General features: G+C 73.5%; 15 protein-coding genes. 8 read left to right on the top strand and 7 right to left on the bottom strand.

From position 1 onward, the window contains the following. The first annotated feature begins 15 nt into the window (after positions 1-15). Both NHG27_RS15815 and NHG27_RS15810 read left to right on the top strand, forming a co-directional pair. Positions 16-1,182, top strand: a complete 1,167-nt coding sequence (locus NHG27_RS15815; protein ID WP_497016933.1) for a cysteine desulfurase family protein — start codon at positions 16-18, stop codon at positions 1,180-1,182. Next, positions 1,179-1,493, top strand: a complete 315-nt coding sequence (locus NHG27_RS15810) for a sulfurtransferase TusA family protein (RefSeq protein ID WP_497016932.1) — start codon at positions 1,179-1,181, stop codon at positions 1,491-1,493. The genes NHG27_RS15815 and NHG27_RS15810 overlap by 4 nt, the downstream gene beginning before the upstream one ends. 117 nt (positions 1,494-1,610) lie before the next feature. Here NHG27_RS15810 and NHG27_RS15805 read toward each other — a convergent pair whose 3' ends face one another. Together NHG27_RS15805 and NHG27_RS15800 are read right to left on the bottom strand one after the other, a co-directional pair. Next, positions 1,611-1,961 (bottom strand): HesB/IscA family protein, encoded by a 351-nt coding sequence (locus tag NHG27_RS15805; protein WP_030153043.1) that lies wholly within the window; start codon positions 1,959-1,961, stop codon positions 1,611-1,613. Positions 1,962-2,118: 157 nt separating this feature from the next. Further along, positions 2,119-3,336 carry a glycerate kinase gene (locus NHG27_RS15800; RefSeq protein ID WP_497016931.1) on the bottom strand — a complete coding sequence of 406 codons (1,218 nt, stop codon included), beginning with the start codon at positions 3,334-3,336 and terminating at the stop codon, positions 2,119-2,121. Positions 3,337-3,454: 118 nt separating this feature from the next. Here NHG27_RS15800 and nadA point away from each other — a divergent pair, with 118 nt between their 5' ends. Continuing rightward, positions 3,455-4,660: a quinolinate synthase NadA gene (nadA, locus tag NHG27_RS15795; protein ID WP_030153048.1), complete on the top strand. Its 1,206-nt coding sequence runs from the start codon at positions 3,455-3,457 to the stop codon at positions 4,658-4,660. 76 nt (positions 4,661-4,736) lie between these two features. Beyond that, positions 4,737-5,324: a DJ-1/PfpI family protein gene (locus NHG27_RS15790; protein WP_497016930.1), complete on the top strand. Its 588-nt coding sequence runs from the start codon at positions 4,737-4,739 to the stop codon at positions 5,322-5,324. Between the two features lie 8 nt (positions 5,325-5,332). Here NHG27_RS15790 and NHG27_RS15785 read toward each other — a convergent pair whose 3' ends face one another. Continuing rightward, complete coding sequence (locus NHG27_RS15785; RefSeq protein WP_497016929.1) at positions 5,333-5,713, bottom strand: DUF3817 domain-containing protein; 381 nt, start codon at positions 5,711-5,713, stop codon at positions 5,333-5,335. Between the two features lie 94 nt (positions 5,714-5,807). Between NHG27_RS15785 and NHG27_RS15780 the strand changes: the two genes are divergently transcribed. Together NHG27_RS15780 and NHG27_RS15775 are read left to right on the top strand one after the other, a co-directional pair. Further along, entirely contained in the window at positions 5,808-6,332 is a 525-nt protein-coding gene (locus tag NHG27_RS15780) for an acyl-CoA thioesterase (RefSeq protein WP_193721419.1), read from the top strand. Between the two features lie 26 nt (positions 6,333-6,358). After that, positions 6,359-6,688: an antibiotic biosynthesis monooxygenase family protein gene (locus NHG27_RS15775; protein WP_193721420.1), complete on the top strand. Its 330-nt coding sequence runs from the start codon at positions 6,359-6,361 to the stop codon at positions 6,686-6,688. On the opposite strand, the gene NHG27_RS15770 is transcribed toward NHG27_RS15775, so the two are convergent. The 4 genes from NHG27_RS15770 to NHG27_RS15755 all read right to left on the bottom strand — a co-directional run bounded on the left by NHG27_RS15770 (position 6,660) and on the right by NHG27_RS15755 (position 10,062). Beyond that, on the bottom strand, positions 6,660-7,523 hold the full coding sequence (locus NHG27_RS15770; protein ID WP_497016928.1) for a DUF8817 family protein: 864 nt from the start codon (positions 7,521-7,523) through the stop codon (positions 6,660-6,662). The genes NHG27_RS15775 and NHG27_RS15770 overlap by 29 nt on opposite strands. Before the next feature lie 141 nt (positions 7,524-7,664). Beyond that, positions 7,665-8,069 (bottom strand): VOC family protein, encoded by a 405-nt coding sequence (locus NHG27_RS15765; protein WP_497016927.1) that lies wholly within the window; start codon positions 8,067-8,069, stop codon positions 7,665-7,667. 22 nt (positions 8,070-8,091) lie between these two features. Further along, positions 8,092-8,550 carry a helix-turn-helix transcriptional regulator gene (locus NHG27_RS15760; protein WP_497016926.1) on the bottom strand — a complete coding sequence of 153 codons (459 nt, stop codon included), beginning with the start codon at positions 8,548-8,550 and terminating at the stop codon, positions 8,092-8,094. A gap of 105 nt (positions 8,551-8,655) precedes the next feature. Beyond that, complete coding sequence (locus NHG27_RS15755; protein WP_497016925.1) at positions 8,656-10,062, bottom strand: dipeptidase; 1,407 nt, start codon at positions 10,060-10,062, stop codon at positions 8,656-8,658. Positions 10,063-10,145: 83 nt separating this feature from the next. Here NHG27_RS15755 and NHG27_RS15750 point away from each other — a divergent pair, with 83 nt between their 5' ends. Both NHG27_RS15750 and NHG27_RS15745 read left to right on the top strand, forming a co-directional pair. Further along, entirely contained in the window at positions 10,146-10,751 is a 606-nt protein-coding gene (locus NHG27_RS15750) for a DUF3043 domain-containing protein (protein ID WP_497016924.1), read from the top strand. Positions 10,752-10,819: 68 nt separating this feature from the next. Further along, on the top strand, positions 10,820-11,824 hold the full coding sequence (locus NHG27_RS15745) for an aldo/keto reductase family protein (protein ID WP_191805862.1): 1,005 nt from the start codon (positions 10,820-10,822) through the stop codon (positions 11,822-11,824). Positions 11,825-11,896: the final 72 nt, after the last annotated feature.

The raw sequence follows: 11,896 nt of genomic DNA, 5'->3' as shown, positions 1-11,896 counted from the left end.
TCCCCGGGAGCCCATGTGACCGACACCACGACGCCACCGCGTCGGGTCTACCTCGACAACGGCGGTCGGGCGGCCCTGCACCCGCTGGCACGCACGGCGTTCGACCAGGCGATGGACGAGGGGTGGGCCGATCCGCGCCGTCTGTACGCCGAGGCGCGGCGAGCGGCCCGCCTCCTCGACGGCGCCCGCGAGGCCATCGCCGCGGCGATCGGCGCGCGCACCGAGGAGGTCAGGCTCGCACCCTCGCACGTCGCGGCGCTGCACGCGGCGGTGGGCGCCGTCGCGCTGGGTCGCCGCCGGGCAGGTTCCGGCATCGTCGTCTCGGCCGTCGAGCGTGCGGCCGTCCTGCATGCCGCCGAGCTCGTGGTCGCGTCCGCGGGCGACCCCGACGCCCTGGTGAAGGTCCCGGTCGACCTTCTGGGCCGGGTCGACGAGGCCGCGATGGCCGAGGCGGTCGCGCGTCCCGGGGTCGCGCTCGCCGCGCTCCAGGCCGCGAACGGCGAGGTCGGCACGGTCCAGCCCGTCGGCGCGGTGCACGCCGCCGCGCGCGGCGCAGGTGTCCCGCTGCTCGTGGACGCGGGCGCGGTCGTCGGGCACGCGGAGCTGCCCGGCTCCTGGGACGTGCTCGCCGCCGACCCCGCCGACTGGGGCGGTCCCGCAGGTGTGGGGGTCCTGGCGGTCCGCAACCGTGTGCGCTGGCGCCGGACCTGGCCCGAGGACGCCGAGCCCTGGTTCCCGGGCGGCGTCAGCGTCCCGGCCGCGTTCGCGGCGGCCGTCGCGCTCGAGTCCGTGCTGGCGGACCGCGCGGCCCAGGACGCCCGGCGCCGCGCCGTCATCGACAAGGTGCGCGCCGTCGTCGGGCAGGTCCCCGACGTCGAGGTCGTCGGCGACCCCGACGACCGGCTCCCCCACGTCGTGACGTTCTCGTTCCTGTTCGTCGACGGCGAGGCCCTGGTGACCGAGCTCGACCGGGCCGGGTTCGCGGTCGGGTCGGGGTCGGCCTGCACGTCGAGCACCCTCGAGCCCAGCCACGTCCTCGCGGCGATGGGCGTCCTCACGCACGGCAACGTCCGCATCGCGCTCGACAGGTCCACGACCGAGGAGGACGTCGACCGCTTCCTCGCGGTCCTGCCCGACGCGGTCGCGCGCGTGCGCGCCTCGCTCGGGGTGAGCGGGCTGTGAGCACCGGGCCGACGGCCGCGCAGCCGCCCGTCCCGTTCCTGGTGGACGCGCGCGGCCTGCGCTGCCCGCTGCCCGTCATCCGCCTCGCTGCGGCGGCCAGGGACCGCGACCCGGGCGACGTCCTGACGGTCTGGTCCACCGACCCCGCCACGCGGCACGACGTCCCGGCCTGGGCACGCATGCGCGGCCACACCGTCGTGGAGAGCACGGTCGTGGAGAGCACCGTCGTGGAGGCCCCGCTCGCGGAGAGCACCGTCTCGCAGGCCGACGGCGCCACGACCTGGGCGATCACCGTCCGCCTGGGCGGGTGACCCCCACCGCACGCGCTCGCGGCGGCTCTGCGGACGCCGACGGCCCGGCCACCGCGAGGTGACCGGGCCGTCGTGACGCCGAGCTCGTGCCCGCGGGAACCGCGGACGCGTTGCGGATCAGCCGAACGAGCCGCCGCACGCGCAGGCGCTGCCCGCGTTGGGGTTGTCGATCGTGAAGCCCTGCTTCTCGATCGTGTCGGCGAAGTCGATGGTCGCGCCGTCGAGGTAGGGGACGCTCATCTTGTCGACGACGACCTCGACGCCGTCGTAGTCCTTGAGGGCGTCGCCGTCCAGGACGCGCTCGTCGAAGTAGAGCTGGTAGATCAGGCCGGAGCAGCCACCGGGCTGGACGGCGACGCGCAGACGCAGGTCGTCGCGGCCCTCCTGCTCGAGGAGGCTGCGGATCTTGCCTGCCGCGAAGTCCGTCAGCAGGACGCCGTGGGTGGCGGTCTCGGTGGTCTCGCTCATCGTGTTCTCCGCACAGTCTTCGGTGGGCTCTCGCCCCGTGGTGTGCCGTCGGCGCGGCGGCTCCCGCTCCGGGGCAGGCCGATCGGTCCTCAGGCTTCTCGCATACCCGTCAACACGACGGGAGGTGGTTCTGTTCCCGAGTGTACGTCGCCCGGGCTCAGCTCTCGATGCCGGCCCAGGTGCGCGCCACGCGGGCGACCCGCGCACGCGCCGCACCCTCGTCCGCCCCCAGCTCGTAGGCGCCGCTGATCCCCGCGGCGGCCTGCTCGCGCCGCCCGGCGAGGACCTCGCGGGCCAGGACGACGACGGGCACGCCGTGGGCGGCGGCACGGCGCGCGACCTCGGGCAGCGCGCCGTCGTGCGTCGAGGTGGCGTCGAGCCGGTCGACGACCACGACGGCGACGTCGGCGCCCCGGGTGCGTGCGTCGAGCCCGACGAGGTCCGCGACGAGGGCCGTCCCGGGCAGCAGCCGCCCGCCGAGGGCGGCGATGCCGAAGCCCAGTCCCCCGCCCGCGCCCGCGCCGGGCAGGCCCGTCAGCGCCCGGTCCGCGGCCGCACGGGCGGCGACCGTGGTGCGCGGGGCGCCCGGGGCGAGCGCCGTCGTCGGGCCGGGGAGCCCCGCGAGCAGGTCGCGGCGCCCCGCGCCGTCGAGCGCGCGCGTGACCTGACGGGCGAAGTGGCCGTGCGCACGCTCGAGCTCCTGGGCGAGCCCCGCGAGCGCGGGCGCGGCCGACGCGAGCGCACCGCTCGCCCCGTGGAGGCCCAGCAGCGGCAGGTCGGACTCGACCGCGCCGACGAGCTCGACGGTCCGCAGGGCCTCGCGTGCGCGCAGCACGGTCGCCGCGTCCTCGCCGGTCACGGACCCGAGCGCCGCGCCGCCCCGCGTCAGCGGCCCGGCCCCCGACCCTGCGAGCGCCGCGAGGAGGCCCGCGCCGGCGTCGTGCGTCCCCCCGTCCCCCGTGGCCACGACCACCCGGGACGCGAGCCGTGCGGCGAGCGCGACGACCTGCCCGACGCCGTAGCTCGTCGCCGCGCCCAGGTCGCCACCCTCGTCGTCGGCGCCGGGCGGGGTCCGACGCAGGAGCGCCGCCTCGACGTACGCGGTGCGGGCCCCGGTCGCCGACGCGGGCCCGAGCCGGAGGGTCACCGGGAGGTCGTGCCCACGGGTGTCGCGCGCGATCGCCGCGACCTGCTCACGGGCGTGCGCGTCGAGCGCGCGCAGGAACCCCGACGCCCCGGGGTTCAGCACGCACGGGTCGACGTCGCCGCCCACCGTGGCCGCCCAGGTGCCGGCGACCAGGGTGCACGCGTCCTCGGCGGACAGGATCCCGTCGGTCAGGACGAGCGGTTCCGCGGCGGCGAGGAGGAGGCGCATGCCGCGATTGTGCCAGGTGACGGGTGCGTGGACGGTTCCCCTGCGACGCCGCCCTGCGTGCCGTCCGTGACCGGTCCGGCCTTCTCGTCCGGAGGGGTCGTTGTGCGACGATGGTCCCGTGAGCACCCTGTTGGACAGCGCCTTCGCGGAACCTGCCCCCTCCCCCCTCCTGCTCCTCGGACAGGGCCGGGACCTGGCCTCCGAGCGAGGAGTCGAGTGCACCGGCGAGCTGCCGGCGGCCAGCGACCCCGACCTCGTCGAACGTGCCCGAGCGGCCCGCGCCGCGCTCGGGTCGCGGGCCTTCGTCCTGGGCCACCACTACCAGCGCGACGAGGTCATCGACTTCGCGGACGTCACGGGCGACTCGTTCAAGCTCGCGCGCGAGGCCGCGGCCCGCCCCGAGGCCGAGTTCATCCTGTTCTGCGGCGTGCACTTCATGGCGGAGAGCGCCGACATCCTGACGTCCGACGCCCAGCAGGTCGTCCTGCCGGACCTCGCCGCGGGCTGCTCGATGGCCGACATGGCCGCGATCAACCAGGTCGAGGACGCGTGGGAGGTCCTCCAGGACGCCGGGATCGCCGACGTCACGCTGCCCGTGACGTACATGAACTCGACCGCCGCGATCAAGGCGTTCACGGGCCGGCACGGCGGGACCATCTGCACGTCCTCCAACGCGGAGGTCGCGCTGCGCTGGGCGTTCGACAAGCTGGACGCCGCGGGCGGCTCCCTTCCCAGCAAGGTCCTGTTCATGCCGGACCAGCACCTGGGTCGCAACACCGCGCTGCTCAAGCTGGGCATGTCCCCCGCGGACTGCGTGGTCTTCGACCCCCGCAAGCCGAACGGCGGCCTCACGGACGCCGAGCTGCGCGACGCGCGCATGATCCTGTGGCGCGGGCACTGCTCGGTGCACGGCCGCTTCTCCGAGCGCAACGTGACCGACATCCGCGCCGCGGTGCCGGGCGTCAACGTGCTGGTCCACCCCGAGTGCAAGAACGAGGTGGTCGAGGCCGCGGACTACGTGGGGTCGACCGAGTACATCATCAAGATGCTCGACGCGGCCGAGCCCGGCTCGTCCTGGGCGATCGGGACCGAGCTCAACCTGGTGCGCCGCGTGGCCCGCGCGCACCCGGACAAGCAGGTCCATTATCTCGACTCGACGGTCTGCTTCTGCTCGACCATGAACCGCATCGACCTGCCCCACCTCGTGTGGGCCATGGAGTCGCTCGTCGCCGGGCGGACGGTCAACCGCATCGTGGTCGACGCCGACGACGCCCACTGGGCGCGGGTCGCGCTCGACCAGATGCTCGCCCTGCCGGGGCTGTAGTCCATCCGCCGGGTCCGTCGCCTCGCCGCGGCGGACCCGGCGGTCGCACCATCGCATCGACCCTCGGGGGTGACGGATGACGACCGGGAACGGTCTGAGCGTCGGGATCTTCGTGTTCGACGGCGCCGAGGAGCTCAACGTCGCGGGCCCCTACGAGGTGTTCACGACGTGGCGCGAGCGCTCGGAGCTCAAGCCACGGGTCTCGACGTTCTCGTGGGACGGGCGCGGGGTGCGGCTCGCGCAGGGCCTGCACATGGTCCCGGACGCGTCGGCGGACGACGTCGGCCCGCTCCTCGTGCTCGTCCATCCCGGTGGCCCCGGGGTCATGCGGCTCGTGACGGACCGGGGGCACCTCGCCTGGCTGCACGCGATGCGCGCCCGGACCCCGCTCCTGACGAGCGTGTGCACGGGCTCGCTCGCGCTGGCCGCCGCGGGGCTGCTCGCGGGGCGCCCCGCGACCACTCACTGGGACCACGTCGACGAGCTCGCCCGCCTCGACCCCACGGTCCTGATCGACACCGAGACGCGCTACGTCGACGTCGGCGACGTGGTCACCTCGGCCGGCGTGTCCGCCGGGATCGACATGGCGCTGCACCTCGTGGGGCGCCTCGAGAACGTCGAGGTCGCCGCCGAGGTCAGGCGCGCCCTGCAGTACGAGGGCTGAGCCGCGGGTCAGGCGGCCGAGCGCTCCTCGTAACGACCCGAGCGGTGTGCCCAGCGGTCGAAGAAGACCGTGAGGAACGGCGGCAGCGTCGCGGCGAGCGCGAAGAAGACCGTCAGGAGCGACCAGCGCTGGCGGACGGCGACGACGAGCGCGAGCAGGACGTAGGCGACGACCAGGCCTCCGTGGACCGGTCCGAAGATCTTGACGCCGATCTCGGAGGCCTCCGCGATCCACTTGACGTACATGCCCACGAGCAGACCGGCCCAGGAGAACGCCTCGGCGATCGCGACCGCGCGGAACGCGCGGACGGTCCAGTGGTGGGACGTGGCGGGCTTCGTGGCCGGGGCGGGCAGGGTGTCGGACGTCGGGGCGTCGGTGCGGGAGGTCACGGGCGCCATCCTCACACGGCGGGCCGGACGGCCCGAAACCGGCGAGCGGCCCGCGATACCTGATACCGCCCGTGCCCGGTAGTAGCCTGCGACGGTGACCCGACAGATCCAGCTCACGATCGCCAGCACCCTGCCGCGCAGGGCCGTCCCCGACCGCGGGGTCCTCGACCCGTCCGTGACCCGCATGCGCGTGCGCCCCGGCGACCTCGACTTCTACCTGCACGTGAACAACGGCGTGTACCTGCAGATGATGGACGTGGCCCGGAGCAACTTCCTCGCGGACCTCGGGGCCTTCGGTCTCCTGCGTGACAAGGGGTGGTACCCGGTCGTCGCCTCGTCGACCATGAAGTACCGCCGCTCGCTCCAGCTCTGGGACCGGTTCGAGATCACGACCCGCGTCCTCGGGTGGGACGACCGCGTCGTCTACCTCGAGCAGGTCTTCACGCGCGGCGGCGACCTGTGCGCCCGCGGCCTGATCGCGGGCCGGTTCCTCTCGAAGGCCGGCGACCGCATCCCGGGCCCGGACGTGGTCGGGCTCCTGGGCGGGTCGAGGGTCAGCCCCGAGCTGCCCGACGACGTCCGTGACTGGGCCCAGGCCGTGGACGTCGCGGCCCGCTGAGCGCGCCTGCCCTACGCTGCGGTGCCATGACGACGGACGAGGTGCTCGAGCACGCCCTGCTGCACGTGGTCCCTGGCCAGGAGCCGGCCTTCGAGGAGGCGTTCGAGCAGGCCCGCAGCATCATCTCCGCAATGCCCGGCTTCGGCGGGCTGTCGGTGTCCCGGTGCGTCGAGCGTCCCTCGACCTACCTCCTGCTCGTGCGCTGGGACAGCCTCGAGGCGCACACCGACGGGTTCCGCGGCTCGCCCGGGTACCTGAGGTGGGCGTCGCTCCTGCACCACTTCTACGACCCGTTCCCCGTCGTCGAGCACTTCCGCGAGGTGTCCGTCATCCCTGGGCCGACAGCCACGCCCTGACGTCCTCGAGCTGGGTCAGGACCGTCGTGAGGTCCTGCGTGAGGTGCTGGCCCCTGGCCGCGGCCACGCACCGGTCGACCTCGTCGAGCATGCGCCGCGCCGTCCCGGGGTCGTCGAGACGCACGGCCAGCTCGGCGCGGAAGGCCTGCGCCTCGACCCGGTCGCGGGCCGAGGCCCCCTGGTCGCCGGCGTCCGCGTCGCGCCGCAGCGCCCCGTCGAGGATCTTCGCGCCCTGCTCGACGTCGCCGCGCGAGTCGGCGTGAACCACCGCGTTGGCCACGGCCCGCAGCAGGCGGGACTCCCCCGGTGCCCCCTCGGCGGGCCGGTCCTCGTCCGTGCCCGACGACGTCGTGGTCGCCACCGCGCGCCCCTCCCCCTCGACCGCTGTGCCGGCCGTGGAAGCCGCGCCGGCCTCGCCCTCGGCGGGCGCCGCCGAGGGGTCCGCGGGACGCCGCGTGACACGGATCCAGTTGCCGGCAGGGTCGACGAGGCTGAAACCGCTCAGCCCGTCCGCGTTCGTCCGACGACGGGGCCGCGTGATGCGCGGGAACCCGCTCAGGGGCAACCTCCCGTACCGGGCACGCAGCCCTGCGGCCCAGGCGTCGGACAGAGCCGTGGTGTCGTCCGTGACGACCAGGCACGAACCGTACGAGTCCTCGGGGCGAAAGCCCTCGATCCCGAAGTAGTGCAGGTCGATGCCCCCGCGCCGGACCGCGAGGTAGGGGTTCGGTCGGGTCTGCCGGTTGGTCACCTCGAACCCGAGGGCCACGCAGAAGTCATGGATCTCGTCGATCGACGCGCAGGGCAGCAGGGGGACCATCGACTCGTTCGCCATACCCCCATCCCACCACCCGCAGCGCAGGACGACCACGGGCCGCGGCGACACGGACGGCCCCGGGGGGTTCGCCGTCGGGCACGCCTCGGCGACGACGCTCGCCCGGGGAGACAGGTCCTGGCCGCCGCGGGACGTCCGGCCTCAGACCGCCTGGGCCACCCGCACCATGTTGCCCGAGGGGTCGCGGAACGCGCAGTCGCGCGGACCCCAGTCCTGGTCCATGGGCTCCTGGAGGACCTCCGCGCCCGAGGCCCGGACGGTCTCGAAGAGCGCGTCGACGTCGTCGGTCGCGAACACGAGGATCGGCAGGACGCCCTTGGTCATGAGCTCCTGGAGCGCATCGCCGTCGGCCTGCGAGCGCCCCGCGTGCGGCGCCGAGAGCACGATCCCGAGCCCGGGCTGCGCGTCCGAGCCGAGCGTCACCCAGCGGAACCCTGCGGCGCCCACGTCGTTGTGCACCTTGAGGCCCAGGGCATCGCTGTAGAACGCGATCGACTCGTCGACGTCGTTGACGGTGATGTTGCAGAACTTCAGTGAGATGGTCATGACTGCGACCCTAGGACGACGCTCAGCGGCCCGCTTCTCGGATCCTGCTCGATGTCCCGCCGGCACCCGACGACGCGCCCGTCGCGCCGCGCGCCGGGCGCGTGAGGACCTGGGCGACGCACGCGGGCATGGCCTTGACCGCGGCGTGCTCCCGGCTCCGGTACGCCGACGGCGTCTCACCCACGACCTCGGTGAACCTCGAGCTGAACGAGCCGAGCGACGTACAGCCGACCGCCATGCACGCGTCCGTGACGCTCGCACCGCCCCGCAGCAGGGCCATCGCGCGCTCGATCCTGCGCGTCATGAGGTAGCAGTACGGCGTCTCGCCGTAGGTCGCGCGGAACCGGCGCGAGAAGTGCGCGGGAGACATGAGCGCCTTGCGGGCCATGGTCGGGACGTCGAGCGGCGCCGCGTACTCGCGGTCCATGAGGTCCCGGGCGCGGCGCAGCAGGACGATCTCCTCGAGCTCCTGCGGGGTCATGCTCCGAACGTAGCACCGGGTGCGCCTGCCGCCGAGGACGGGCTTGCGGTAGTCATCCGACCGCAAGCCCGTCCTCGACGACGACTCAGCCCTGTGCGAGCCTCGTCAGCAGCAGCCCTGTGCGAGCCTCGTCAGCAGCAGCGCCTCGGCCAGGACGACCTTCTCGAGCTCACCCAGGTGCACCGACTCGTTGGCGCCGTGCGCACGCGAGTCCGGGTCCTCGACCCCCGTCACGAGGATCGCCGCGTCGGGGAACACGTCGAGCAGGTCGGCGATGAACGGGATCGAGCCGCCGATGCCGATGTCGACCGGGGCCGTGCCCCACGACGTCTCGAACGCCCAGCGCGCGGCCTGCATGGCCGTCGAGTCCGCCGGCGCCCGGAAGGGCTTGCCCAGCTCGCCGTCCCGGACCGTGACCTGCGCACCGAACGGCGCGTGCGACTCCAGGTGCGACCGCAGCGCCACGAGCGCGGCCGCGGGGTCCTGGCCCGGAGCGATGCGCAGCGAGAGCTTCGCGGTCGCGCGGGGCGTCAACGTGTTGGACGCGTGCGCCACGCTCGGGGCGTCGATCCCGATGACCGAGAGCGCCGGCTTGGTCCACAGGCGCCCCGTGAGCGTCCCCTCGCCCGCGAGGCGGACCCCGTCGAGCACCGAGGAGTCGGCCCGGAAGTCCGCCTCGTCGTAGTCGACCGTCGGGTCAGGAGCCGAGACGAGCCCCTCGACGGCGACGTTGCCCTGGTCGTCGTGAAGCGTCGCGATCAGGCGGGAGAGCAGGGTGAGCGCGTCGAGGACCGGGCCCCCGTACATGCCCGAGTGCACCGCGTGCCCCAGGACGGCGACCTCGACCTCGCAGTCGACCAGGCCGCGCAGGCTCGTGGTGAGCCCCGGGACGCCGACCTTCCAGTTCGAGGAGTCCGCGACGACGATCACGTCGGCCGCGAGGAGGTCCTTGTGCTGCTGGAGGAACGGCAGGAAGCTCGGCGAGCCGACCTCCTCCTCGCCCTCGACGAAGACCGTCACGCCCACCGGCAGGTCGCCCAGCGCCGACAGCGCCCGCAGCGCACCCACGTGCGCGACGATCCCCGCCTTGTCGTCCGCGGCACCACGCCCGAACAGACGACCGTCGACCTCGGTCGGGACGAACGGGTCGGTGTCCCACGCGGCAGCGTCTCCCGGGGGCTGCACGTCGTGGTGCGCGTAGAGCAGGACCGTCGGAGCGCCCGCAGGAGCCGGGCGGCGCGCGACGACCGCGGGCGCACCGAGCGGGCCGGCGACCCCGGTCGCGTGCAGGACCTGCACCTCGGGCAGGCCCGCCCCGCGCAGGAGCTCGGCCACGGCCTCCGCGCTCGCCGCGACGTGCGCCTGGTCGAACGCGGAGTTGGAGACCGACGGGATGCGCACGAGCGCCTCGAGGTCCCCGCGCAGCGCAGGGAAGAGCTCGGCGACCCGGGCGCGCAGGTGAGCGACGTCGTCGGGCTCGGAAGGATTGCTGGTTCCAGGTGTGCTGTTCACCCGGGCAACGCTACCCGTCGGTACGGTGCGGTTCCTGCTCACGACGTGACGAGGCAGCCCCCGTCCTCGACTACGCTGGACCTGTGTTCTCACGCAACAAGTCCTCCGCGCCCTCGTCGAACGACGCCCCCGATCCCGTTGCCGCGGCAGCAGAGATCGAGAAGGCCGGCGGCAAGGGCAGGCCGACGCCCAAGCGCAAGGTCGCCGAGGCCGCCAACAAGCGTCCCCTCGTCCCCTCGGACCGCAAGTCCGCGGCCAAGACGGCACGCCAGCAGCAGCGCGAGGCACGCGACCGCCAGTTCCAGGCCATGCAGACGGGCGACGAGCGCTACATGCCCGCGCGCGACAAGGGGCCGGTCAAGCGCTACGTGCGGGACTACGTGGACGCCCGCTGGAACCTGGGCGAGTTCTTCCTGCCCATCGCGCTGGTCTTCATCGTCCTGACGTTCGTGTTCAACCAGAACCTGGACATCGCGACCCTCATCATCTTCGTGCTCTACGGGATCGTGCTCATCACGATCATCGACGCGTTCATCATGTGGCGCATGCTCAAGAAGCGCCTGATCGCGAAGTTCGGTCCGGACGCACCCCGGGGCAACGCGATGTACGCCGTGATGCGCGCCTTCCAGCTCCGCCGCGCTCGTCTGCCCAAGCCCATGCACAAGAAGCACGGCAGCTTCCCGGAGTAGCCGCCCGCCGGTCCGCCGGACGGACCGGAGTTGCACCGAGGTGCCCCGGGCAACCTAGTGTTGTCCTCATGCCCAACTACCGCTTCCTCGGCAACTCCGGCCTCAAGATCTCCGAGATCACCTACGGCAACTGGCTCACCCACGGCTCGCAGGTCGAGAACGACGTCGCCACCCAGTGCGTCCACGCCGCGCTCGACGCCGGCATCACCACGTTCGACACCGCGGACGTCTACGCGAACACCAAGGCCGAGCAGGTCCTCGGCGACGCCCTCAAGGGCCAGCGCCGTGAGTCGCTCGAGATCTTCACCAAGGTCTACTGGCCGACCGGCCCCGGCGGGGCCAACGACTCGGGCCTGTCGCGCAAGCACGTCATGGAGTCCATCAACGGCTCGCTCCAGCGCCTCGGCACCGACTACGTCGACCTCTACCAGGCGCACCGCTTCGACCAGTCGACCCCGCTCGAGGAGACGATGCAGGCGTTCGCCGACATCGTCCGCCAGGGCAAGGCCCTGTACATCGGCGTGAGCGAGTGGACCGCGGACCAGATCCGTGCGGGTCACGCCCTCTCGAAGGAGCTCGGCTTCCAGCTCATCTCGTCCCAGCCCCAGTACTCGATGCTGTGGCGCGTCATCGAGGACGAGGTCGTCCCGACCTCGCGCGAGCTGGGCCTGTCCCAGATCGTCTGGTCCCCGGTCGCGCAGGGCGTCCTGTCCGGCAAGTACCTGCCCGGCCAGCCCGCCCCCGCGGGCTCGCGCGCCACGGACGCCAACGGCTCGCGCTTCATCCAGCAGTTCATGACCGAGGACGTCCTCACGCGCGTCCAGCAGCTCAAGGCCGTCGCCGACGAGCTGGGCCTGACGCAGGCACAGCTCGCCGTCGCGTGGGTCCTGCAGAACGACAACGTCGCGGCCGCCCTGATCGGCGCCTCGCGCCCCGAGCAGGTCGCCGAGAACGTCAAGGCCTCGGGCGTGGTCATCCCCGCCGAGCTCATGACGAAGATCGACGAGATCCTCGGCGACGTCGTCGAGCGCGACGCGGGCAAGACCGCCGCCGGGGCCCCCGGACCCCGCTGACCGGAGCGGTCGGCCGACGTACCGGCCGGTCGACCGCCTGACGACGACGACCCCGGGTGCTCGCGGAGCACC

The sequence above is a fragment of the Oerskovia sp. 140933 genome, from assembly GCF_059651515.1.
This window is presented reverse-complemented; position numbering and strand designations above follow the sequence as displayed.